The 22466-nt window shown below is 69.8% G+C and carries 19 protein-coding genes; 6 read left to right on the top strand and 13 right to left on the bottom strand.

Annotated elements, in window-relative coordinates; all coding sequences use genetic code 11:
- Positions 1–135 precede the first annotated feature (135 nt).
- The gene (locus tag AC4D2C_RS04675) at positions 136–1263 is read right to left on the bottom strand and encodes a Gfo/Idh/MocA family protein (protein ID WP_490912982.1); all 1128 of its coding nucleotides are present in this window, start codon (positions 1261–1263) and stop codon (positions 136–138) included.
- A complete protein-coding gene (locus tag AC4D2C_RS04670; protein WP_490912980.1) occupies positions 1260–1994 on the bottom strand; it encodes a sugar phosphate isomerase/epimerase family protein in 735 nt (244 codons plus the stop codon). The genes AC4D2C_RS04675 and AC4D2C_RS04670 overlap by 4 nt, the downstream gene beginning before the upstream one ends.
- 112 nt (positions 1995–2106) lie before the next feature.
- Here AC4D2C_RS04670 and AC4D2C_RS04665 point away from each other — a divergent pair, with 112 nt between their 5' ends.
- On the top strand, positions 2107–3126 hold the full coding sequence (locus tag AC4D2C_RS04665) for a LacI family DNA-binding transcriptional regulator (RefSeq protein ID WP_490912978.1): 1020 nt from the start codon (positions 2107–2109) through the stop codon (positions 3124–3126).
- A 17-nt stretch (positions 3127–3143) separates the two neighbouring features.
- Here AC4D2C_RS04665 and AC4D2C_RS04660 read toward each other — a convergent pair whose 3' ends face one another.
- The 7 genes from AC4D2C_RS04660 to AC4D2C_RS04630 all read right to left on the bottom strand — a co-directional run bounded on the left by AC4D2C_RS04660 (position 3144) and on the right by AC4D2C_RS04630 (position 12250).
- Positions 3144–4061: an ROK family protein gene (locus AC4D2C_RS04660; RefSeq protein ID WP_490912976.1), complete on the bottom strand. Its 918-nt coding sequence runs from the start codon at positions 4059–4061 to the stop codon at positions 3144–3146.
- Entirely contained in the window at positions 4058–6664 is a 2607-nt protein-coding gene (locus tag AC4D2C_RS04655) for a glycoside hydrolase family 2 protein (protein WP_490912974.1), read from the bottom strand. Before AC4D2C_RS04655 ends, AC4D2C_RS04660 begins: the two co-directional genes overlap by 4 nt.
- A gap of 66 nt (positions 6665–6730) precedes the next feature.
- Entirely contained in the window at positions 6731–7522 is a 792-nt protein-coding gene (locus AC4D2C_RS04650) for an ABC transporter ATP-binding protein (RefSeq protein ID WP_490912972.1), read from the bottom strand.
- Positions 7519–8361 (bottom strand): ABC transporter ATP-binding protein, encoded by an 843-nt coding sequence (locus AC4D2C_RS04645; protein ID WP_490913043.1) that lies wholly within the window; start codon positions 8359–8361, stop codon positions 7519–7521. Before AC4D2C_RS04645 ends, AC4D2C_RS04650 begins: the two co-directional genes overlap by 4 nt.
- Positions 8362–8492: 131 nt before the next feature.
- Positions 8493–9452 carry an ABC transporter permease gene (locus AC4D2C_RS04640; RefSeq protein ID WP_490908347.1) on the bottom strand — a complete coding sequence of 320 codons (960 nt, stop codon included), beginning with the start codon at positions 9450–9452 and terminating at the stop codon, positions 8493–8495.
- Between the two features lie 8 nt (positions 9453–9460).
- Complete coding sequence (locus AC4D2C_RS04635; protein ID WP_490912970.1) at positions 9461–10450, bottom strand: ABC transporter permease; 990 nt, start codon at positions 10448–10450, stop codon at positions 9461–9463.
- Between the two features lie 99 nt (positions 10451–10549).
- Positions 10550–12250 (bottom strand): ABC transporter substrate-binding protein, encoded by a 1701-nt coding sequence (locus AC4D2C_RS04630; protein WP_490912968.1) that lies wholly within the window; start codon positions 12248–12250, stop codon positions 10550–10552.
- A gap of 168 nt (positions 12251–12418) precedes the next feature.
- Between AC4D2C_RS04630 and AC4D2C_RS04625 the strand changes: the two genes are divergently transcribed.
- Both AC4D2C_RS04625 and AC4D2C_RS04620 read left to right on the top strand, forming a co-directional pair.
- On the top strand, positions 12419–14500 hold the full coding sequence (locus tag AC4D2C_RS04625; protein WP_490912967.1) for a glycosyl hydrolase: 2082 nt from the start codon (positions 12419–12421) through the stop codon (positions 14498–14500).
- Between the two features lie 56 nt (positions 14501–14556).
- Positions 14557–15024, top strand: coding sequence for an aminoacyl-tRNA deacylase (locus tag AC4D2C_RS04620; RefSeq protein ID WP_490912966.1), 468 nt, complete (start codon positions 14557–14559; stop codon positions 15022–15024).
- Between the two features lie 83 nt (positions 15025–15107).
- On the opposite strand, the gene AC4D2C_RS04615 is transcribed toward AC4D2C_RS04620, so the two are convergent.
- Positions 15108–15566, bottom strand: coding sequence for a GNAT family N-acetyltransferase (locus tag AC4D2C_RS04615; protein WP_490912964.1), 459 nt, complete (start codon positions 15564–15566; stop codon positions 15108–15110).
- A gap of 88 nt (positions 15567–15654) precedes the next feature.
- Positions 15655–17784 carry an alpha-galactosidase gene (locus tag AC4D2C_RS04610; protein ID WP_490912962.1) on the bottom strand — a complete coding sequence of 710 codons (2130 nt, stop codon included), beginning with the start codon at positions 17782–17784 and terminating at the stop codon, positions 15655–15657.
- 74 nt (positions 17785–17858) lie between these two features.
- Here AC4D2C_RS04610 and AC4D2C_RS04605 point away from each other — a divergent pair, with 74 nt between their 5' ends.
- The 3 genes from AC4D2C_RS04605 to AC4D2C_RS04595 all read left to right on the top strand — a co-directional run bounded on the left by AC4D2C_RS04605 (position 17859) and on the right by AC4D2C_RS04595 (position 20650).
- Positions 17859–18458: an SGNH/GDSL hydrolase family protein gene (locus AC4D2C_RS04605; protein WP_490912960.1), complete on the top strand. Its 600-nt coding sequence runs from the start codon at positions 17859–17861 to the stop codon at positions 18456–18458.
- Positions 18459–18532: 74 nt separating this feature from the next.
- The gene (locus AC4D2C_RS04600; RefSeq protein WP_490912958.1) at positions 18533–19747 is read left to right on the top strand and encodes an ROK family protein; all 1215 of its coding nucleotides are present in this window, start codon (positions 18533–18535) and stop codon (positions 19745–19747) included.
- Positions 19748–19795: 48 nt separating this feature from the next.
- A complete protein-coding gene (locus AC4D2C_RS04595) occupies positions 19796–20650 on the top strand; it encodes a glycoside hydrolase family 26 protein (protein ID WP_490912957.1) in 855 nt (284 codons plus the stop codon).
- 91 nt (positions 20651–20741) lie between these two features.
- On the opposite strand, the gene AC4D2C_RS04590 is transcribed toward AC4D2C_RS04595, so the two are convergent.
- Both AC4D2C_RS04590 and AC4D2C_RS04585 read right to left on the bottom strand, forming a co-directional pair.
- Complete coding sequence (locus AC4D2C_RS04590) at positions 20742–21413, bottom strand: peroxiredoxin-like family protein (RefSeq protein WP_490912955.1); 672 nt, start codon at positions 21411–21413, stop codon at positions 20742–20744.
- Positions 21414–21576: 163 nt separating this feature from the next.
- Complete coding sequence (locus AC4D2C_RS04585; RefSeq protein ID WP_490912953.1) at positions 21577–22377, bottom strand: DNA-formamidopyrimidine glycosylase family protein; 801 nt, start codon at positions 22375–22377, stop codon at positions 21577–21579.
- Between the last annotated feature and the right edge of the window lie 89 nt (positions 22378–22466).

Raw genomic sequence — 22466 nt, 5'->3', positions numbered from 1 at the left:
ATCGAAGCATAACGAGTCTCAACAGGCACAAAAGTCATGGGGCGTTCTTCCGTTCGTGGGGTGGGGACGGCAGGGTGGCCGCCGTCGGGCCTGGACGGCGGGCGCCACGGAGCAACTCCGTGGCGCCCGCCGCGATCAGGAGAGGGTGGAAGCGTACGGGTCCCAGTCCTCGGGGAGCGGCTCGGCGGCGGTCGCCGAGCTGGAGAGCGACACGAACTCCCCCGTCTCGACGCTCTCGGAGATCGAGACCATGGCGTCGAGCACGTGGTAGGCCGTCTCGCCCTGGGCGCGGTGCGGACGGCCCTCGCGCAGGGCGCGTGCCATCTCGAGCACGCCGCTGCCGCGCGTTGACGTCGCACCGATCGCGGGGATGGTCTCCGGCTCGTCACTCCCCCGGCGCGTGAGCGTGAGGTCGCCGGTGAAGTTGTTCGGGTCGGGGAACGCGAGCGTCCCCTCCGTGCCGGTGACCTCGACGAATCCGGCCCGCTTGAGCGGTGAGTCGAAGCTGAAGATGCTCTGCGAGGACTCGCCGTTCGCGAACTGGGCGATCGCGCTGACGTGCGAGGGGACGGTGACGTCGAAGACCTCGCCGGCCTTCGGGCCCGATCCGATGGTCCGGGTCTCGCGGGACTTCGAGCCGAACCCGGCCACCTTCGTGATGGCGCCGAAGGTCTGCACGAGGGTGGTCAGGTAGTAGGGGCCGATGTCGAACAGCGGACCGGCCCCCTCCTGGAAGAGGAAGGCGGGGTTCGGGTGCCAGGACTCGGGGCCCGGGGACTGCATCAGGGTCAGCGCCGTCAGGGGGACCCCGATGTCGCCGCGCGCCACGAGCCGCAGCGCGGTCTGCAGGCCCGCACCCAGGAAGGTGTCGGGGGCGCAGCCGAGGCGCACACCGGCGGCGTCGGCGGTCTTCAGCAGGCCGATGCCGCTCTCGCGGTCCAGCGAGAAGGGCTTCTCGCTCCACACGTGCTTGCCGGCGTTGACGGCGGCGGTCGCCACCTCGACATGCGCGGCGGGGATGGTCAGGTTGACCACGATCTCGACGTCGGGGTGGTCCAGGGCGTCCTGGACACCGCCGGAGGCCGGGACGCCGAACTCGGCGGCGCGGGCGGCCGCGACCTCCTCGAACATGTCGGCGACGATGTGCACCTTCACGTCCGGGAAGCTGGTCAGGTTGGTCAGGTATTCCTTGCTGATGACCCCGGCGCCGATGACGGCGACGCCGACGGGGCCCGTGCGCTCGGTGTTCATGGGGGCGCTCATTTCCTTCCCTCGTTCAGGTACGCGAGGCTGTCGGTGACGGCGGTGAAGATGTCGCCCTCGAAATCGTCGAGTTCGACGACGGCGGCCTCCAGGCCGGGAACGGCGTCGAGCACGTCCCAGACGCGCATCTTCCCGGATCCGACGGCCACCTGCTCCTTGTCGTTCTTGGTGAGCGGGCCGTCCTTGATGTGGACGAAGCGCACGCGGTCACCGAGGCGGCGGAGCAGTTCCACGGGGTCCTCACCGCCCACGGCGGCCCAGTAGGTGTCCACCTCGAGGACCACGGCGGGATCGAGGTAGCCGGCGAGCACCTCCAGCGCGGAGGTGCCGTCGATGCGCTCCTCGAGCTCGAACTCGTGGTTGTGGTAGCCGACGGTGATGCCGTACTCGGCACCCTTCTTCGCCGCGGCGTTCAGGGCCTCGGCGGTGGCCCTGATGTCCTCGTCCGTGGTCCAGTGGGAGCGTTCCACGTGGGGGTCGATCACGGTGCCGATGCCCAGCTTGCGGGCCGCCTCGAAGATCTCGTCCTGGTCGGCGCGGAGGAGCGGCGCGTGGCCGGACGGGGCGGCGAGTCCGCTCTCCGAGAGTGCGGCCGCGAGCTCGTCGGCGGTGGCCACGAAGTTGTAGGGCTCGACGGCGGTGTAGCCGAGTGCGGCCACGCGCTTGATGGTGCCCGGCAGGTCCTCCCCCAGTGCCGTCCGCAGTGTGTAGAGCTGGAGTGAATACGTCACGGAGAATTCTCCTCGCTGAGAAAATGGGATTACTGAACCGGTTCAGGTACTACATGAACCTAGGGGATATGCCGGGACGGGTCAAGCAATTCCTGGGGCTATTGTGTAAGCCATGGCCAAGGAAACCATTGCGGGTCTGGCGAAGAGGCTGGGCATTTCGAAGGCATCCGTGTCCTACGCCCTCAACGGCCAGCCGGGCGTCAGCGAGCTGACCCGGCGCCGCGTCCTGGACCTCGCGGAGGAACTCGAGTGGTACCCGAGCTCGTCCGCGCGCGCCCTCTCCCGGTCGCGGGCGGGGGCCGTGGGGATGGTGCTGTCCGCCGATCCCGTCCTGATCGGCACCGAGCCGTACTACATGGCGATGCTCGCGGGCATCGAGACCGCCCTCGCCGAAGGGGACATGGCCCTGATGCTGCGGATGGTGGGGAAGGACCCGGCGCAGGAGCGCGCCACCTACGAGCGCTGGGCGGGCGAGCGGAAGGTGGACGGCGTCCTGGTGTTCGACCACCTGCACGACGATCCCCGTCCCGCCCTCCTGGACCGGCTGGGCCTGCCGTTCGTGCTGCACGGCGCACCGGAGTCGGCGGCGCCGCCCGCGTTCTCCGGGACGACGACGGACCACGCCATGGACGCCGCCACGATCGTCCGCCACCTCCACGACCGCGGGCACCGGCGGATCGCCCACGTCTCCGGTCCCCGCACGTTCCTGCACGAGGAGGAGCGGATCCGCGGCGTGGCGGAGTGCGCGTCCGAGCACGGCATCGACGTGGTCCCGTACGAAGCGAACTATGCGCTCGAGGCCGGGCACGACGCCGTCGTATCCCTCCTGCACGCGCCCGCGGACCGGCCGACCGCGATGGTCTTCGGGAACGACCTCATGTCCATGGGCGGGCTCCTCGCCCTCCGCGAGCTCGGGCTGCGCTGCCCGGGGGACGTTGCGATCGTCAGCTGGGACGATTCGCTCCACTGCCAGCTCGCGTCGCCCGCCGTCACGGCGTTGTCCCGCAACCCGGGGATGCAGGGACGGGTGGCGGCGGAACTGCTGCTCGCCCTGCTCGACGCCGGCAGCATCCAGACCCGTTCCATGCCCGTCAGCGAACTCGTGGTGAGGTCCAGCACCGCCGCGGCCTGAGCACGCGGCTCCGGGCGCTAGCCGGCCGTCGCCAGCACCGCGCCGAGGGGCAGGGCGTCGCCGGCGAGCGACAGGGCGCCGCGGACCCCGGACTCGTCGCCCAGTGCGGGCCGGACGATGTACCCGCTGCCCGGATCCATGAGCGGGTGCTCGGCCAGCGCCCCGCCGACGAGCAGCGCGAGCTGCTCCCGCACGGCGTCGAGCAGTCCCGCCGTCTTCAGCACCCCGCCGCCGACGACGATCCGCTGCGGGGCCACCGCGTACGTGACCGTCGCGAGCAGTTGTGCGATGTAGTAGGCGGACAGGGCGACGGCGTCCTGGTGCAGGGACCCGAGGTCGGTGCCCGGCCTCCCCCACCGGGCCGTGACCGAGGGCCCGGAGGCGAGCCCTTCGAGGCAGTCCCCGTGGAACGGGCAGACGCCCGCGAAGGAGTCGTCCGCGTGCCGCCGGATGATCAGGTGCCCGAGTTCGGGGTGGCTGCGGAGGGTGAAGGGCACGCCGTTGACCACGATCCCGGCGCCGACGCCGGTGCCCACCGTCACGTAGACGAGGTCGCTGACGCCGCGGCCCGCACCGAACCGGTGCTCGCCGAGTGCCGCGCCCGTCACGTCCGTCACGAGACGGACCGGGGTCCCGGGGGCGAGGTCGAGGCCCGCGACGAGGTCGGTGTTCCGCCACCCGGGCTTCGGGGTGGAGGTGATCCAGCCGAAGCGGGCAGCCGCGGCGTCGACCTCGACCGGCCCGAAGGACGCGATGCCCACCGCGTCGAACCGGCCGTCGGCTGCGTGCGGGGCGAGGAAGTCCCGCACCGCCGCCAGGGTCTCCGCCGGGGAGGTCGTGTCGATCCGCGCCTGGTCCACGAGGACGCCGGGATCCTGCGGGTCGGCGACCGCGCAGATCACCTTGGTGCCGCCGGTCTCGATGCCGGCGATCATCGCGTCGCGTCCCCTGCGGCCCCGCCCGGACCGGCAGGCACGAGGGACGGGCGGTCGCCGATGCACCGGACCACGGGGAACAGCGTGGCGGCCGAGAGATCGGCGGGCGCGTCGAGCGGACCGCCGTCGCGCCGGCTGATCGTGAAGACCGCGGTCTCCCCGGGCAGCACGGTGAGCATCATGTCGTCCACCGCTAGTTCCGGGGCACTCACGCCGAGCAGGTCGGCGAGGCGGTCCGCGAAGACGCAGAGGTCGCGCAGGAGCGTCTCCGCATGCACGCTGACGCGCACGGTGCCGCCGTCGGCCGAGGCCTCCGCAGTGAAGCGCGGTGCCGTGGGTGCGAGCGCGGCGTCGGGTACGAAGAACCACGTGGAACGCAGCCCGTCCGCGTCGGCCACGAGGAACTCGGAGTCGCTGACGGCGGCGAGGCCCTCGGGGAGGGGTGCGCGCACCGTCCCGTCCGCCGCGGCGGTGAGCGGAAGGGTCTCGCGGGCGAGCTCCGTCCCGTCCAGCGCGAGGCGGCGCACGACGACGTCGGCCACCCAGGCGGACAGGCCGTCGTTGACCAGCACCACTTCGAGCCCGTCCGGGCCCGTGGGGTCGTCCGTCCCGCCGGCCGTGACGGGGACGATCGCCAGCAGGTGGTCGGCGAAGGAGCGGCGCAGCGCGTACCAGACGGGCTTCTCGATGCCGTCGCCGTCCACGGCGGACCAGCTGAGCACGGGCCAGCAGTCGTTGAGCTGCCAGATGACCACGCCCGCGCAGCGCTCGCGCGTCCGCAGCCACTCGGCGCCGGCGGCCTGCGAGCGGGCCTGCACCATCTGGGTCAGGTAGTGCCAGTCCTCGGCCGCCTCGGGAGCGCCGAAGTAGGGCTCGAGGCCCCGGGCGAGCTTCTCCATGCCGTCGGCGGCCCGCATGTGGTGGGCCACCTGCGGGTTCTCCGGGACGAGGTCCCCCTCGGTCACGACGCGCTGCAGGGTGGACCAGGCCGGGGGTGCGCACCAGCCCATCTCGGAGACGAAGGGCGGGTCGACGTCGCGGTAGTGGACGTAGTCCACGTTGTTCCAGACCTCCCAGATGTGCACGGGCCCCGCGTCGCGGTCGTTCGGGTGCTTGTCCAGGGACCCGGACCACGGGCTGTTGGGCACGTAGGGGCGGGAGGGGTCGAGACGGTCGATGACGCCCGGGAGGACCTCCGTGTAGAAGGCGGCGCCGTACGGGCGTCCGTCGAGGACCTCGGGCCAGCCCCAGTCGTACATGCCCCACACGCACTCGTTGCCGCCGCACCAGATCACGAGGCTCGGGTGCGAGGACAGGCGGGCCACCGCCTGCTCGGCCTCGGTGGTCACGGCCTCGATCATGGCGTCGGACTCGTCGTAGGCCGCGCACGCGAACAGGAAGTCGTGCCAGACCATGAGGCCGCGTTCGTCGCAGCCGGCCATGAACTCCTCGGTCGAGAAGTAGCCGCCACCCCAGACGCGCAGGAGGTTCGCGCCGCCGTCGACCGCCTGGTCGAGGCGCTGCCCGAGCCGCTCGTCGGTGACCTCGGCGATGAAGGGGTCGTCCGGGATCCAGTTGTAGCCGCGGACGCGGACGCGGCGGCCGTTGACCGCCAGGGCCCAGGTCGTGCCGATCGCGTCGGGCTCCTCCTGCACCGTCACGGTGCGCAGGCCGATGCGGCGCGTGCCGGCGGACAGTGCGTCGTCCTCGCTGTCGTCGTGGAGGACCACGGACAGGCCGTAGAGCGGCTGGGCGCCGAGCCCCACGGGCCACCACAGCTCGGGATCGGCGACGTCGAGTGCGAGCACGACGTCGTCGGCGTCGGCGGGGACGCTCAACCGCGCGGCCTCGGAGCCGTCCGGTGCGGTGAGGACCGCAGTCAGGGTCAGCGCCGACGCCGGGTCGGGACGCTCGATACCGACGCTGACGCCGACGGTCGCCGTCGTGCCGCCGGGTCCTTCGTGGAGCGCGGTGTCGGGCCGGATCGAGACGATGCGCCCGCGCGACCAGGACTCGAGGCGGATCGGCTGCCAGATCCCGGCCGTGACGTAGTGCGGCCCCCAGTCCCAGCCGAAGTTGCAGGCGCTCTTGCGCACGTAGGGGTAGGGCTCGTCGTAGGGGCGCGGCAGTTCGCCGCCGAGCTGGACCTCGCACTCGTGGGCCGCGTCCCAGGCGGAGCCGAACGTGATCTCGAGGAGGTTCTCGCCGCGGGCGAGCAGGTGGGCGACGTCCCAGCGGTACCCGATGTGCTGGTCCGCCGTGACGGCGACGTCGTGCCCGTTCAGGCGCACGGTCGCGAAGGTGTCGAGGCCGTCGGCGACGAGCTCGGTCCGCTCCTCGGACGTGCCGTCCCACGTGAAGGTCCGCGAGTAGGTCCACTGCGAGTGCCCGATCCACATCTGGTCCGCCTCGCGCAGGCCGACGTCCGGATCCTCCAGCAGCCCGGCGGCCAGCAGGTCGGTGTGGACCTGTCCGGGCACGGTGGCGGGGATGGCCGCGCCCCCCGTGGCGTACGACGGCGAGTCGTCCGGTCCGGTGGTCCAGGCGAGGTGCCAGGTGCCGCCCAGGTCGAGGGTCTGCGGGGCGGTGGTCGTGTGGTTCATGCACATACTCCAGTGGTGGGTCTGCGGCGCCGCGGGGGCTGCCGGTGGTTCGGGGACCTGCGGGGATCAGGCGCTGAGGCGCTTCTCCGGGTTCGGCGCGGCCTCGGCGAGCAACTGCGTGTACTCGTGCTGCGGGTTCAGGATCACGTCGTCGGCCGGGCCGCGCTCCACGATCTCGCCCTTGAACATGACGAGGATGTCGTCCGAGAAGTGGCGTGCCGTGGCGAGGTCGTGGGTGATGTAGAAGACCCCGAGGTTCTCCTCGCGCTGCAGGTCGGCGAGGAGGTTCAGGACGCCGAGGCGGATCGAGACGTCGAGCATCGAGACGGGTTCGTCCGCGACGAGGATCTTCGGTTCGGGGGCGAGCGCGCGGGCGATGGCGATGCGCTGGCGCTGCCCGCCGGAGAGTTCGTGCGGTTTGCGCTGCGCCATGTCCGGGTCGAGCCGCACGCGTTCGAGCAGCTTGGTGACGCCGGCCATCACCTCGTCGCGGCCCTTGGCCTTGCCGTGCAGGATGAGCGGGCGCCCGATGTGGTGGGCGATGGTGTGGTACGGGTTCAGCGAGGCGAACGGGTCCTGGAACACCATCTGCACGTCGCTGCGGTACTGCCGCAGGCCCGCGCCGCGTCGGCTGACGGGGGCTCCGTCGAGCAGGATGCTGCCGGACGTGGGCCTCTCGAGCTGCATGAGCAGCTTCGCCAGGGTGGACTTGCCGCTGCCGCTCTGCCCCACGAGGGCCACGGTGCGCCCGCTGTCGATCGAGAAGCTGACGTTGTTCACCGCCTTCAGGGTGCTGGAGTGGCGCCCGTTGCGCAGCCTGTACTCCTTGACGAGGTCCTTGACTTCCAGCGAGCTCATGCCTGGTCTCCGTTCTGGGTCCGCGATCCACCGCGGATGAAATCGCCGCGTGCTCCGGTCAGGCTGGGGAAGGACGCGAGGAGTTTCTTGGTGTACTCGTGCTGCGGGTTGGTATACAGCTCGACGGCGTCACCGAGTTCGACGATCTCCCCCTCGCGCATCACCGCGATGCGGTCGCTGATCTCCAGCAGGAGCGGGAGGTCGTGCGTGATGAAGACGACCGCGAAACCGAGGTCGGCCCGCAACCGGGTGATCTCGCGCAGGATGTCACGCTGTACCACGACGTCGAGGGCCGTGGTGGGTTCGTCCATGATCATGACCTGCGGGTCCAGTGCCATGGCCATGGCGATCATGACGCGCTGGCGCATGCCGCCCGAGAGTTCATGCGGGTAGGAGCGAAGCCGGCTCCGGTCCACGCCCACGCGTTCGAGGAGGTCCCCGCATTTCGCGCGGCGCTCCTTCTTCGACATGTCCGGCCGGTGGGTGGAGAAGATGTCCTCGATCTGGCTCTGGATGGTGATGACCGGGTTGAGCGAATTCATGGCGCCCTGGAAGACCATTGCGATCTTGTCCCAACGGAAAGCGCGGAGCTCCTCGCCGCTGAGTTCATTGAGGTCGATCACGTAGCCTTCGCGCGAGTGGAAATGGGCGCTGCCGCCGGTGATGACGGCCGGCGGCTTCAGGAGCCGGTTGATGCCGTAGGCGAGGGTGGATTTGCCGCAGCCGCTCTCCCCCGCGAGGCCGAGGATCTCCCCGCGGCCGAGGGTGAGGCTCACGTTCTTCACGGCCTTGACCACGCGTTCGCCCTTGTACTCGACACTGAAGTCGTCGATGGTCAGGACCGGGTGTTCGCGCGCCTCCGCGGCCCGGCCGCTGCGCTGCTCGCGTCCGGGCCGGCCCTCGTCCGCGGTGTCGAGTGCGCCGAGGTCCGTGATGCTGACGGAGTGGGCTCCCTGGTTGGTGCTGCTGCTCACAGGACATCCTCCTTCGTGGCGGTGCGCAGTTCGGACTTGGAGAGCTTCCAGGAGCGCCGGGTGGCACGGGTCTGGGAGCGCAGCTTGGGATTGATGATCTCGTCGATGGAGAAGTTGATGAGGGCCAGCGCCGCGCCGAACAGGGCGATCAACAGTCCCGGTGGTACGAACCACCACCAGGCCCCGAGCCGCAGGGCGAGCCCGTTCTGGGCGAAGTAGAGCATGGTGCCCCAGGTGAAGGAGTCCGACGCCCCGAGCCCGAGGAAGGAGAGTCCTGCTTCACCGAGGATCGCGAAGATGATGGCGAACACCATCTGCGAGGCGAGCAGGGGGATCAGGTTCGGGAGGATCTCGACGCCCAGGATGCGCCAGGACCGCTCGCCGGACACACGGGCGGCGGCCACGTAGTCGCGGTTGCGCACGCTGAGGGTGAAGCCGCGCAGGACCCGGGCGGAGCCTGCCCAGCCGGTGATCGCGAGGACCACGGCGACGAGCAGGATGCTCTTCTCGGGAACGTAGCTGGAGATGATGATGACCAGCGGCAGCCCGGGGATGACGAGCATGACGTTGCTGAAGAGCGAGAAGGACTCGTCGAGCCACCCGCCGAAGTACGCACCGATGATGCCGAAGAAGGCGGACAGGAAGAGGGTCAGGACGCCGACGATCAGGCCGACCGTGAGGGATCCACGGGTGGCATAGGCGAGCTGCGCGAAGACGTCCTGACCTGTCTGCGTGGTGCCGAGGATGAATCCGTCGGCGGGACCGGCGAGGCCCACGTTGTCGACCGTCGACGGGTCACCGACGAAGAACGGACCGAGGATCCCGAAGAGGGTGATGCTGCCGGCGATGACGAGCCCGATGACGAGCTTCGGTGTGAGGGGCGGGAATGCGCGTTTGGGCCGGGTGGAGCGGGCACTCGCCGCAGCGATTCCCGGGTCCTGGGTGGTGGCGGTCATGGCGAGTCCTAGCTTCGGGCCCGGGTGCGGGGATCGATGAACGAGTAGAGGAGGTCGACGATCAGGTTCGCGCCGAGGACGGACAGTGTGATCACGAGGAAGAGACCCTGCATGAGGGAGTAATCATTACTGCCCACCGCGTTGAGGAGCGCCGAGCCGATGCCGGGGTAGGAGAAGACCGCCTCCGTGACGATGGAACCGGCCACCACGAACCCGAGCGAGATGGCGAAGCCCGCGACCGACGGCAGGACGGCGTTGCGCGCGGCGTAGGTGGTCATGATCCGGCTGGGCCGAAGTCCCTTGGCTTCCGCCGTCAGGATGTAGTCGTCGGAGAGGGTGGACACCATCATGTTGCGCATACCGAGCATCCAGCCGCCCACCGAGGAGATGACGATCGTCAGTGCAGGGAGAGTGCCGTAGTAGATGACGCTGCCGATGAAGGGCCAGTTCCAGCCCGGGCTCACCTCGTAGACGTTGTAGCCGCCGTTCAGCGGGAACAGGCCCCACATACCACCCAGGACGAAGAGGAGGATCAGCGCGAGCCAGAAGTAGGGCACCGACTGCAGCATGGTGGTGACCGGGATGAGGTTGTCCAGCCACGAGCCCCGCTTCCATCCGGCGAGCATGCCGAGCGTCACACCGAGGACGAAGGAGATGATCGTGGCGATCCCGATGAGGCCGATGGTCCATGGCAGGGTCTGCCCGATGATGTCCGTCACCGATGCAGGGAAGAAGGCGACGGAGGTTCCGAGGTCGAGGGTGAAGAGCTTCCCGAGGTACTGCCAGTACTGCACGATCAACGGTGCGTCCGTATTGGTACCGAGGAGAAGTTCGACCGCTTCCCGCGCTTCCGGCGTCACCGGCCCGCGCTGGGCGAGCTTCGCCAGCATGATGTCCACGGGGTTTCCCGGGAGGAGCCGTGGAAGGAAGAAATTGACCGTCAGTGCGGCCCAGAACGCAATCAGGTAGAACCCGAGCTTCTGAAGGATGTATTTCATGGGAATCGACTTTCCACGGCAGGTCGAGGCCCGGCCACGGACGGGAGGGATCACCACGAGGATGATCCCTCCCGTCCGTGGCACGGGGTGGAGGACTGGTTACTCGGAAGGTGTGATGTTCTTCAGCACGATGCCGTTGTCCCAGGCCTTCCACGTCGCTGCGAGGGCGTACGGGTCCTCGTTCGTGGGCCACCCGGTGGCGCGCTCCGTGTTGAACTCCGTCAGGAGCGAGTTCACGTAGATCGGGATGTAGGGCATGTCCCTGACGATCTCGTCCTGGATGATGCCGTACTGCTCCTTCTGCACGGCCTCGTCATTGGTCGACCGTGCGACGGCCAGTGCCTCGTCGACCTTGGGGTTGCTGTAGCGCGCGGTGTTGTTGTTCAGCGCGGACTCGCCGACCGGCGTCGTGTTCGCGGAGTTGTACCACTTCTCGTAGGCGTAGTACGGGTTGTTCGACGGCTGGAGCCCGATGGACTCGAGCGTCAGCTGGTACGAGCCGATGTTGAGGTTGTTGATCCACTCGTTGTAGGTGATCTGCGTCGGCTTGAGTTCGATGCCGACCTCGCGGAGTTGCTGGGACATGGCGTCGTTCAGCGAGATGAAGTCGCTGTAGCCCGTGACCGTCTGGATGCCGAGGGAGAGCCGCTCGCCGTCCTTCTCACGGATGCCGTCGCTACCCTCGACCCAGCCCGCGTCCTCGAGGACCTTCTTGGCCTCCTCGACGTTCGCGTTGGCGGGTGTCTCGGTGTTCTCGGGGTCAGCGATCCAGGCCGCGTCGCGCTCCGGCAGCACCAGGGTGGGCGACGCGGTTTCAGCGAATCCGCCGCCGGCCAGCGCATTGAGCTGCTCACGGTCGATGCCCTGGTAGATGGCCTGGCGCACCGCGGGATCGGTCTGCGGCCCCTTGCAGCCCAGCTCCTCGTTGGAGCAGGTGAAGATCGAGGCCGTCAGCGCGGGTGTGTTGACGTAGGAGAGGTTCTCGTTGTCGGAGAGAATCTGCTCGAGACCGGGCAGGAAGGAGCTCATCCAGTCCACCTCGCCGGCCAGGAGCGCACCGGTGGCGGCATCGGCGCTTTCGAGCGAGATGTAGCGGACCTCGTCGATCGCCGGCTTGCCTTCCTCCCAGTAGACGTCGTTCTTCTCGAGGAGGTAGCTCTGCGCGGTGAAGTCCTTGACCTTGAAGGGGCCGGTGCCGACGGGGTTCGGGTTGGTCTCCGTGATCGGATCCGCGACGTCCTTCCAGATGTGCTCGGGGACGATGCCGCGGTTGCCGAGCACGCTCGGCTCCTGCATGAACGAGTTCTCGGTGAAGGTGAGCACCGCGGTGGTGTCGTCCGTGGCCTCGGCGGTCGCCGCGAGGCCCGTGGTGTTCAGCTCGGGGGTCTCGTTCACGAGGTTGAAGGTGAAGGCCACGTCCTTCGCGGTGAACGGTTCGCCGTCGGACCACTTGACGCCCTCACGGGTCTTGATGGTGAGCTGCGTGCCGTCCTCGTTCCATTCGAACGATTCGGCGAGCAGCGGGGTGGGCGCCTCGTCGGACGCCGCGTTGTACCAGAAGAGCGGCTCGAAGATCACGCCGAGGGTGGGCTGGAGCGCGGTGGACGAGAACGGGTTGAAGTTCTCGGAGATGGTTCCGGTGGCTCCGTTGAAGACCGTGACGGAGGTGGAGTCCGAGCCGGCGCCTTCGTTGGACGCTCCCCCGCCGCCGGCGCAGCCGGTGAGGGCGAGGGTTGCGACGCTGAGCAGCGAGGCGGCAGCCAGGCCCAGTCGCCGGGAACCCGAGAGTGTTGAGGACATCTTTGTACCTTTCATCTGTGGGCGGCTGCGGTGCCGCCGGCCGGTTCCACCACCCGAGGGCGAACCGTTGACTACTTTCTTAGGCCACTTTATTATCTAAGTCAAGTAAGTCTGTGACTTACGTCTCAGGATGGACTCCATCCGGAATGCCTTCAAAGGAGAACCGCATTGCTCCGTCGTGACACCCCCTCCACCCCGCCCGGGAGAGCGCTGACCACGCTCGCCGCCGTCGGCGCCCTCGCCGCCGCTCTCGTCTCCGCCGGGCCGGCCGCCGCGGCACCGCCGTCACCCGAGGTGCAGCGCGCCGGACCTCCCGTCGCCGTCGACCTCGTGGACGGCGACGCCACGCACGAGACGCGCTCCCTCTTCGCCTACCTGCAGTCGGTGCGCGGCACCGGCATCCTCTTCGGCCACCAGCACACCACCGACTACGCCGTCACCGACCCCGCACCCGCGGGGCTGGCCTCGGACGTGAAGAACGGCGTGGGCGACTACCCGGCGATCTTCGGCTGGGACTCGCTGATCCTCACCGGTGACGAGCGCCCCGGAATCCCCGGTGCCTCCCTCGACCGGAACGTGGACGAACTCGTCGACGGCATCCGGAAGGCCGACGCCCTCGGCGGCATCAATACGATCAGCGCGCACTTCCCCAACTTCGCGACGGGCGGCCGCTACAACGACACCGGCGGCAACGCCGTCCGCCAGATCCTGCCCGGCGGTCCGGACAATGCTGCGTTCCTCGAGTACCTCGACGCCTTCGCGGACGTCGCCGAGGAGTCCGTGAACGAGTCCGGCAAGCACATCCCGATCATCTTCCGGCCGTGGCACGAGAACAACGGCGGCTGGTTCTGGTGGGGTGCCGGCCACACCACCAGCGCCGAGTACAAGGAGATCTTCCGCTACACCGTGGAGTACCTGCGCGATGTCAGGGGTGTGCACAACTTCCTCTACGCCTACTCCCCGAACGGTTCCTTCGGCGGCACACCGGAGACCTACCTCAAGACCTACCCGGGCGACGACTTCGTGGACGTGCTCGGCTACGACCTCTACGACGGCACGAACGGCAGCCAGCAGTGGCTCGATTCCCTCGTGGCCGACACCGCGATGATCTCGCGCATGGCGGACGAGAAGGGCAAGATCTCCGCGCTCACCGAGTTCGGCATGAGCGGAGCCCTCAAGCCCAACGGCCAGAACCCGGACCTGCAGTGGTACACGAGCATCCTGAACGCGCTGCGCAGCAACCCCGATTCGGCGAGGATCGCATACGCGCAGACCTGGGCGAACTTCGGGCTCGAGCAGTTCTTCCTGCCGTACCCGGCGTTCGGGTCCACCCCCGAGCACGAACTGATGCCGGACTTCCGCGCGTTCCACGCGGATCGCGCCAGCTACTTCGCGGGCGACCTGAAGAACGTGTTCACCCGCCGCACGCTGCCCGCCGCACAGGAGGCGACCGTGCACATCGTCACGCCGACCGACCGCCAGCGAGTCACGGGTCCGACGACGACCATCCGCGTCAGCGCGCAGGGCGTGAAGAAGGTGAACGCCACCTACTCGGTGGACGGCGGCCCCGCGCAGCCCCTGACCCTCGACGCGCAGGGCTACTGGTCCGGCACCTACACGATCCCCGACGGCAATACGGAGGCCCGCACCGCCACCGTGACGGCCACCGTGACGGAGGGCAACGGCCGCGGCTCGAAGGCCACCTTCACCGATGAGGCCCTCCTGCTCCTCGGCCCTGCGCCGGCCGCCGTGCGCGGCGTCGTGGACACCTTCGAGGCCTACTCCGGCGACGACGTGACCCTCGACGAGGCCTACACGAGCGCCGGCGTCAACACGATCGCGCACTCCGCCGACAGGAAGGCCTCGGGAAACTACGGCCTGTCCTACAGCTACGACTTCGCGTCGCAGAACTACACCGGCATCGGCAAGACGGTGGACCAGGACTGGTCCGGCCTCACCTCGCTCGGCGCGTGGATGCTGCCCGACGGTTCGGGGACGGGTGCCACGCTTCAGGTCGTGGCGGACGGCGTCTACTTCGAGTACAACGTGCCGCTGACCGGCACCGCGCCGCTGCAGGTCTCGGCCCCGTTCTCGGCGTTCGAACCGGCCTCCTGGGACACCGCCCACGCGGGCGCCGTGCTCGACGCGGCGAAGCTCGCGAAGGTCACGCAGTTCAGCCTGTACCTGGGCCAGGGCGATGCGGGCGTCACCAGGGGCACCATCTACGTCGACGACATCATCGCGAAGTAGCGCGCCCGGGCGGTCGGGCGTGCCGGACACGCTCGACCGCCCCTACGATGGGCACCATGGACCACCCCGGACGCCCGCTGCCCGCCGAACGTGACGCCGAGGCGCGCGGACTCGCCGTCACCCTCGTGCACAGGGACGACACCGGCACCTTCGACGACGCGGCCGCCGCCCAGGGCCTCACACGCGACGACGGCGTGAAGACGATGGTGGCCAAGGTCGGTGGCGCCGCGGTGTTCGTCCTGATCCCCGGCACGCGGCGCCTGGACTGGTCCAAGCTGCGTGCCCTGCTCGGCGCCAACCGGGCGTCCCTCGTGGAGCCCGAGGCGGCCCTCGAGATCACGGGCTACGCACCGGGCGCCATCACGCCCCTCGGCAGCAGCAGCGACCTGCCCGTCTACGCCGACGAGCGCATCGCCGGACGCCGGATCGGGATGGGTTCCGGTGCACGGGACTTCCTGCTCTTCACCGATGCCGATCCGCTCCTGGCGTCCCTCGGCGCCACGATGGGTGACATCACGTCCTGAGCCGGACCGGGAACCGCCAGGCGGGCCGGACGGGCGCGGTCGTGCCGGGCGCGGTCGTGCCGGGCGACCGCGGTCGGAGACGGTCAGGCGAGGGTGCGCGCGTAGCAGACCGAGTGCGCCTCGCCGGCGTAGTGGCCGAAGTTGTCGATGCGGCGGTAGCCCTCGCGCTCGTAGAAGCGCATCGCGTCCGGCTGTTCCGTTCCGGTCTCGAGGAGCAGCTCCGGGCACCCCAGGGTCCGCGCCTCCTCCTCGATGCGCCGCAGGATCGCCGTCGCGACGCCCTGGCCGCGGAGGGCCGGCAGCACGAACATGCGCTTGATCTCGAGGCCCCCGGCCCCGAGCGGCCGCAGCCCGCCACAGCCCACTGCGGTCCCGTCCGCGGTCCGCGCGACGAGGAAGAACGGCACGTTGTCCGCCGTGGGCGGCTCGCCGGGCTCGTGGTCCTCGCTGCCGTAGCGCACGTGCAGCTCGGCCTGCTGGGCGTCGCGCAGCGCTGTGGCATCGGGGGTGTCGTAGGGCACGCGGTCAAGAATCAGGTGCATCGGGGCGTCGCTCCTCGCGGGGTGTCGGGGCCTTCCATCCTTGCACCCGGGGATCTCCGGCCGGGCGTCCCGGCGAGCCGCAGGTGCCTCAGCGCAGCACCCGGAGGTGCACGAGCACGGCCTGTTCGGGGTGCAGCAGGGGCACCTGGAGGCCCATCGACCCGAGGACGCGGCCGTTGACCACCAGGTCCCCGCCCTGCCAGGCGGGTGCCGTGAAGGGCTGCCCGGACGGCCCGGGACCGCCGACCTGCGTGATGGCGTAACGGGCGTCGGGGTCGAGGCCCGGGAGCTTCACGAGCCCGGGCGGCCAGGTGGACGGACGGGCGAGCAGCGAGAGGGAGAAGAGGGCCTCCGAGGCGTCCGCAGCGACGACCCCCGTGACCGCGACCTCGCGGAGCGCGGTATCACCGCGCACCGTCGTGCCGGAGTGGAGCAGTGACCGGAAGCGCTTGTGGAGAGCCACCCAGCCGGCGACGGCGGCGAGTTCGCCGTCGTCGAGCCCGTTGATGTCCCACTCGATGCCGAAGTGCCCGAACATGGCCGTGATGGCCCGGAAGTCCAGGGAGGAGGCCCGGCCCGTGGTGTGGGAGACGGCGCTGCCGATGTGGCTGCCGACGAGCTCGGCAGGGAGCAGCTGCGCGGTCCACCGGAGGATCTGCTGCCGCTCGAGCGGGTCGATGCAGTCGCTGGCCCACACCCTGTCCGTCCGCTCGAGGATGCCGAGGTCCACGCGGGCGCCGCCGGAGGAACAGGATTCGATCTCGAGTCCGGGATGCCGGCGGCGCAGCTCGTCGAGGAGCGCGTAGACGGCGTGGGTCTGGCCGTGGACCCGGGGGCGCCCGGTGGCGGCCGATCCGGCGTCGACGAGATCCCGGTTGTGGTCCCACTTGAGGTACTCCAGGCCGTAGTCGGTGACGAGAGCCGAGATGCGGTCGAGGAGATAGGCGGACGCCTCCGGGACGGTGAGGTCGAGGACCTGCTGCCTCCGGGCTTCGAGCGGCAGGCGGCCGTTGACCCGGAGGATCCAGTCCGGGTGGTTCCGGGCCAGGTCGGAGTCGGGGTTCACCATCTCGGGTTCGAACCAGAGCCCGAACTGCATGCCGAGCGCCCGCACCCGGTCCACGAGCGGGTGCAGGCCCTCGGGCCACACCTCCGGATCCTCGAACCAGTCACCCAGCCCGGCGGAATCATCGCGGCGCCCCCGGAACCAGCCGTCGTCGAGCACGTAGCGCTCCACACCCACGCGGGCGGCGCGCTCCGCCAGTTCGAGCAGCGGCTCGAGGCGGTGGTCGAAGTACACGGCTTCCCAGACGTTGAGCGTGACGGGGCGGTCGGACGCCGGGTGTTGCGGCCGCGAGCGCAGCCACCGGTGGAATCGCGCGGCCTGGTCGTCCAGCCCCCGGCCGTAGGAGGCGTACAGCCAGGGCGAGGCGTAGGTCTCCCCCTCGGCGAGGACCACCTCGCCGGGCAGGAGGAGTTCTCCGCCCCCGATAACGGTCCGCCCGCTCGTCATCCGCTCCACGAAGGACTGGTGGTTGCCGCTCCAGGCGACGTGCACTCCCCAGTTCTCGCCGTCCCGGAAACCGAAGCCGGGGACACCCGCGCTCAGCACGGTCGGTGAATCAGCGCCCGTACGGCCCCGCCGCACCTCGCGCCGGTACGTGCCCACCGTGACGCGGTGGCGTTGCGGCACGCGCTCCTTGGCCCAGCGTCCCGCGAGATCGAGGATCTCGTGGGCCTCGGGGGCGAGAGGGAGGACGACGACGAGGTCCTGCAGCTCGTAGTCCTCCGGAGCGCGGTTGGTGATCGTGGCGCGTGCCCGGAGCAGGCCGGAAGCCAGGAGTTCCAGGGTGTAGTCCAGGGCGAGCCGGGTGAGCGGATCCTCGGCGTGGACCAGCAGCCGGTTGCCCTCGACGTCGTGCTGCACGGCTGTGAAGAGGGGTGACCAGTCCTGCCCGCCCCGGTGCCCGGACAGCCCGGGCGTCCCCATCCAGCCGGCGCCGTGCTCGGGCAGGACGCCCAGCCGGACCGGGAGGTCGGTCGTGTTCTCGAGGAGGGGTTCCCCGAGGGCGGCGACGACCGCGAGATCCTCCGGCCCCAGGTCGCCGAGGGCGGCACCCCAGTACAGCACCTCGGGGAGGCGGTCCACCGGGCAGCCGAGGACGACGCTGACGCCTCCTGCCTGGAGATGTCTGATGGTCGGTTCCGGAAGTGGCATGGGTCCCTATCGCCGCGGTATCTACCTGTACTAAGTTAATCTACTAAATATAGTGACCAATGGAAGGATGCGCCGTGAACCTCGAAGGGTGCCTTGTTTTCGCCGGTGACAGCGTCACGGACTGCGGCCGACGCGAGGACCCGGACCACCTGGGTTTCGGGTACGTCCGCGAGCTCGCGTCGTCCGGGTCGCTGTCGGGGTGCCGGGTCCTCAACGCGGGTGTCGGCGGCGACCGGCTCGAAGACCTCGAGCGGCGCTGGGAGACGGATGTACTCGCCACACGGCCCGACGCCGTGTCCGTGATGATCGGCATCAACGACACCTGGCGCCGTTTCGACAGCGGGATCGCCTCCGATCTCGGTGCCTTCACAAACCGCTACCGCCGCCTGCTCGGCACTCTCGCCCCCGATGTGCGGATCGTCCTGCTGGAACCATTCGTGCTACCGGTGCATCAGGACCAGGTCTCCTGGCGCGAGGACCTCGATCCGCGGATCGACGCCGTGCACCTGCTCGCCGAGGAGTTCGGCGCGGTGATCGTCCCCGTGGACGGCATCCTCAACGATCTGGCGCAGCGCACGGGGGCCGCCGGTCTCGCCGACGACGGCGTCCATCCCACGGCGCAGGGCCACCGGGAGATCGCGGCGGCCTGGCGCCGGGCCGTGGACGCGGCATGACGGCCGGGCCCCGGAATCCCCCCGGAGAGAAGGTTGCCCCTTCAACTGCTCCACCCTCGGGGCTACCATTGACCGTGATCGAAAAGACCCGCCGCCGCGAGTCTTCCCGAGGGAAGGTCATCGACCTCATTCGCTCAAGCGGACCGATCAGTCGCGTGGAACTCGCCGAGAAGACGGGCCTGACCCAGGCCACCATCTCCACTCTCGTGCGCACTCTGCTGACCGAGGACATCATCCTCGAATCCGGCCGCGGCGAATCGACGGGCGGCAAGCCCCGGATGTTCCTCGAACTCAATCCGGCCTCGCGCCTCGGCGTCGGCGTCCATATCGGTCAGGACTACATCACCTACATCATCGCGGACCTCCGCGGCCATGTGGTGGGCCGGCGACGCGTCGACGGCCCGGGCGACACCTCCCCCCTGACCGTGGTCAGCCGGATGACGAGGGACATCGAGGCGCTGATCGTCGAGTCGGGCGTCAACCGCGGCAGCATCGTGGGCATGGGCATCGCGACGCCCGGGCCCCTCGATCGCGCCACGGGCACGGTCCGCAACGCACCGTCCCTCGAGACCTGGAGCGACTTCCCCATCCGCCGAGCGCTGACGTCCACCACGGGCTTCCACTGCGAGTTCGACAACGACGCCACGGCGGCGGCCATCGGCGAGTACTGGCTCGGCGCCACGGAGGGGTACTCGAGCTACGCCTCCGTCTACATGGGCTCGGGCATCGGCTCCGGCATCGTCATGGACGGCACCATCTACCAGGGCGTCAGTTCCAACGTCGGCGAGATCGGCCACGTGACGGTCGACGCCCGTGGACTCCAGTGCCCCTGCGGCAACATCGGGTGCCTGGAGCTGTACGCGAGCCCGAGGATCGTCGTGGCGCAGGCCGCCGACGCCGCGGCGCGGGGGGAGCTCGCCATCCCCCTGACGGGCGTGATCTCGGAGGACTTCGCCGCCGTGGGGACGGCCGCGACGAACGGGGACGCGACGGCGCTGCGCCTGATGCAGGATTCCGCCGAGTACGTGGCGAGTGCGGTGATCTCAATGGTGAACCTCCTCGATCTCCAACTCATCGTCCTCGCGGGAAGCGCCTTCTCGACGGCCGGTGGGTTCTATGTGGACATCATCAGCGACGCCCTGGCTCGCCGGGCGATGGCGCGGGCGATCCACCCCGTGGAGGTCCGCCTGTCCGTGAACGGCAACGACGCCGCGGCCCTCGGCGCTGCGACGCTGGTGCTGCAGGACCGATTGTCGCCGCGCACCCTCCGCTCCGTCTCGTTCGCCTGACCGGCGGACGGGACCACCGGATCAACGCCTTCCTCCGAGGAGAAGACCATGCCATCCCGCCTGCCCGTCACATCCCACACCTCACCCGAAGCCGCACGGCTGCTCGAGCGGATCTACGCCCTGCAGGGCAGCAGGACGCTCTCCGGGCAGCACAACACGCCGCGCGAGATGTCCGACTACAGCGACCAGGCGGCGTCGATCGCCGGCGCCTACCCGGCGGTCTGGGGACAGGACTTCGGCTTCGCCGCGGACGGCACCATGGACGGGGTCGGCTTCCGCCAGGGCATCATCGACGAGGCGAAGCGCCAGCACGCCGCAGGGTCGGTCATCACCCTCATGTGGCATGCGGTCCGACCCACCGAGGACGAGCCGGTCACGTTCGAGGACAGCATCTGCAACGGGAGGCTCTCCGGCCAGGACTGGCAGGATCTCCTCACTCCCGGCACGGCGACCCACGAACGCTGGAAGGCGCAGGTCGACGTGGTCGCCGGGTTCCTCGCGCAGTTGCGCGATGCGGCGATCCCCGTCCTCTGGCGGCCGTACCACGAGATGAACGGTGAGTGGTTCTGGTGGGGCACACGCCCGGGTACCGGGGGTTACGAGGCGCTCTACCGTCAGCTGTACACCCGGTTGACCGAGCTGCACGGGCTCACCAACCTCCTCTGGGTGTGGAACGCGAATGCGCGCCGCGAGAACGTGGCTCCGTACGCCGACTGCTACCCGGGCCACGACGTCGTCGACATCCTCGCGTTCGACGTGTACGAGAACATGTACGGGCAGGAGAGCTACGACGAGCTCGTCGCGCTCGCCGAGGGACGGCCGGTGGCACTGGGCGAGGTGGGTGTCCTTCCGACGCCGTCGATCCTGGAGGCGCAGCCCCTGTGGAGCTGGTACATGACGTAGACGGACTTCCTCACCGAGCACAATACGGCGGACGACGTCCGCGCCCTGATGACCAGCCCGCGTGTACTGAACCGCCCGGGCCCGTGAAGGACTACAGCGCCACGAGCGCGTCGATGATGTCGCACGCCTCGGTCCGCGCGGTGTAGTCGACCCGCACGTCGATGAGACGGATCGTGCCGGTGGCGTCGGCGACGACCACCGTGGGGAACGGGATCGCCGCGGTGCGGTCCATGTTGGAATCGGCCACGTCGATGCCGAGGGCCGCCCTCGCGCGGATCGACTCACGGCTCGGCACCGTGACGATGCCCAGCTGGGCGGCCAGGGCATTGCCCCTGTCCGAGTACATCGTGAGGTACAGCCCCGCCTCGCGGGCGGCCCTCACCGAGTGGTGGGGCGCCTGCGGGCTGATAGCGACGAGCCGTGTGCCGAAGGCCTCGACGACGGGCTGCAGCTCCCGCTGGTAGGTCTTCAGGGCGATACTGCAGTAGGGGCACCACGAGCCGCGGTAGAAGATGAGGATCGCCGCCGCCGCCCCGAGCACCTCCCCCAGCCCGGTCCGGTGCCCTTCCGCGTCGTACAGGTGGGTATCGGGAAGCCGGTCACCCGCTCGGGCGATTCCCTGCGGCGTGCCCGCCCGGCGCAGGTCCTCCTGCTCGCGGGCGAACACCGCGGCCAGCTCCGGCCCGACCTGCGCCTCGAACGTCGGCGTGAATTCCTCGACCTGCGATGCGATGGTCTCCGTGAATGCCGTTCTCTGCTTCATCTGTTCCCCTCGACACAACCGCCACAGGAGCCTCAAACCTGCGGCAGGACCAATTGTGGTCCACTTCACAGCAAATGCCCAGCAGGCAGGCGTCACTGCCGGATCCCGCCCGCAGCACCCGCGCCCCACCCGCGCCTCGCCTGCGCCCCCACCCGCGACGCCGTCAGCCGGAGGACGGCTGGCAGCGCGGACACCACCAGGTGCGACGACGGCCTGGGTCACCGGGCACCTCGGCCCGCACGAGCACGGTGGTCCCGCACCGCAGGCACGGCCTCCCGGCCCGGCCGGCCACCCAGTGCTGCTCGCCCCTGCGTGTGTTCCCCGTGGTGACCTGGTGGGCGCCGGGCCGCGTGGCGGAGAAGCGGAGGCAGCGGGAGCCGAGGGCCACGAGGGCCGGGACGTCGACGTCGGCGATGGCCGTGTCGGGATGGAGGCCGCGCAGAAAGCAGAGTTCGTTCGCCCAGAGATTGCCGAAACCGGCGACATTGCGCTGGTCCAGCAGGGCCGCGGCCACGCGTTCGCCCGGGGAGCAGCGGAGCCGCCGGACCGCCTCACCCGCGGACCAGTCGTCCCGTAGCGGGTCCGGCCCGAGGTGCCCGACGACGTCGTGCTCGGCGCGCGTGGGCAGCAGGTCGACGACGGGGAGGTTCAGCCCGTACGCCGTCGGTCCGTCGGCGACCTCGAGGATCACGCGTGCCTCCGGCAGCAGCCGGTGCGGGAGCCTCCTGCCCGGTCCCGTGACGGTCCAGGAACCCTGCATTCGCAGGTGCGTGTGCAGGGTGAGCCCGCCGTCGAACCTGGTCAGCAGGTGCTTTCCGTGCGTGACGTGCTGTGTCACCCGCTGTCCGTCCAGGGCGTCGGTGGCATGCGCGGGGACGCGCAGGTCCCCGCGCCGGAGGGGCCGGCCATCGAGCGACCGCCGCAGGCGCACGGCGAGGCGGAAGACGCTGTCACCCTCGGGCATGGCGCCTCCTCCGGTCGGTGCTCTGCCGGTAGGAAGACTAACTCCCGCCACGGACACATCCGCCGCCGCCGACCGACGATGCCGTGACT

It is taken from the genome of Arthrobacter sp. TJ-240 (assembly GCF_058269195.1).
This window is presented reverse-complemented; position numbering and strand designations above follow the sequence as displayed.

Bases quoted from the DNA above. Each gene is read 5' to 3' on its own strand.
- AC4D2C_RS04675 (WP_490912982.1), bottom strand. From the start codon at position 1,263: ATGAGCGCCCCCATGAACACCGAGCGCACGGGCCCCGTCGGCGTCGCC.
- AC4D2C_RS04665 (WP_490912978.1), top strand. From the start codon at position 2,107: ATGGCCAAGGAAACCATTGCGGGTCTGGCGAAGAGGCTGGGCATTTCG.
- AC4D2C_RS04660 (WP_490912976.1), bottom strand. From the start codon at position 4,061: ATGATCGCCGGCATCGAGACCGGCGGCACCAAGGTGATCTGCGCGGTC.
- AC4D2C_RS04655 (WP_490912974.1), bottom strand. From the start codon at position 6,664: ATGAACCACACGACCACCGCCCCGCAGACCCTCGACCTGGGCGGCACC.
- AC4D2C_RS04650 (WP_490912972.1), bottom strand. From the start codon at position 7,522: ATGAGCTCGCTGGAAGTCAAGGACCTCGTCAAGGAGTACAGGCTGCGC.
- AC4D2C_RS04640 (WP_490908347.1), bottom strand. From the start codon at position 9,452: ATGACCGCCACCACCCAGGACCCGGGAATCGCTGCGGCGAGTGCCCGC.
- AC4D2C_RS04635 (WP_490912970.1), bottom strand. From the start codon at position 10,450: ATGAAATACATCCTTCAGAAGCTCGGGTTCTACCTGATTGCGTTCTGG.
- AC4D2C_RS04630 (WP_490912968.1), bottom strand. From the start codon at position 12,250: ATGTCCTCAACACTCTCGGGTTCCCGGCGACTGGGCCTGGCTGCCGCC.
- AC4D2C_RS04620 (WP_490912966.1), top strand. From the start codon at position 14,557: ATGGACCACCCCGGACGCCCGCTGCCCGCCGAACGTGACGCCGAGGCG.
- AC4D2C_RS04615 (WP_490912964.1), bottom strand. From the start codon at position 15,566: ATGCACCTGATTCTTGACCGCGTGCCCTACGACACCCCCGATGCCACA.
- AC4D2C_RS04610 (WP_490912962.1), bottom strand. From the start codon at position 17,784: ATGCCACTTCCGGAACCGACCATCAGACATCTCCAGGCAGGAGGCGTC.
- AC4D2C_RS04595 (WP_490912957.1), top strand. From the start codon at position 19,796: ATGCCATCCCGCCTGCCCGTCACATCCCACACCTCACCCGAAGCCGCA.
- AC4D2C_RS04590 (WP_490912955.1), bottom strand. From the start codon at position 21,413: ATGAAGCAGAGAACGGCATTCACGGAGACCATCGCATCGCAGGTCGAG.
- AC4D2C_RS04585 (WP_490912953.1), bottom strand. From the start codon at position 22,377: ATGCCCGAGGGTGACAGCGTCTTCCGCCTCGCCGTGCGCCTGCGGCGG.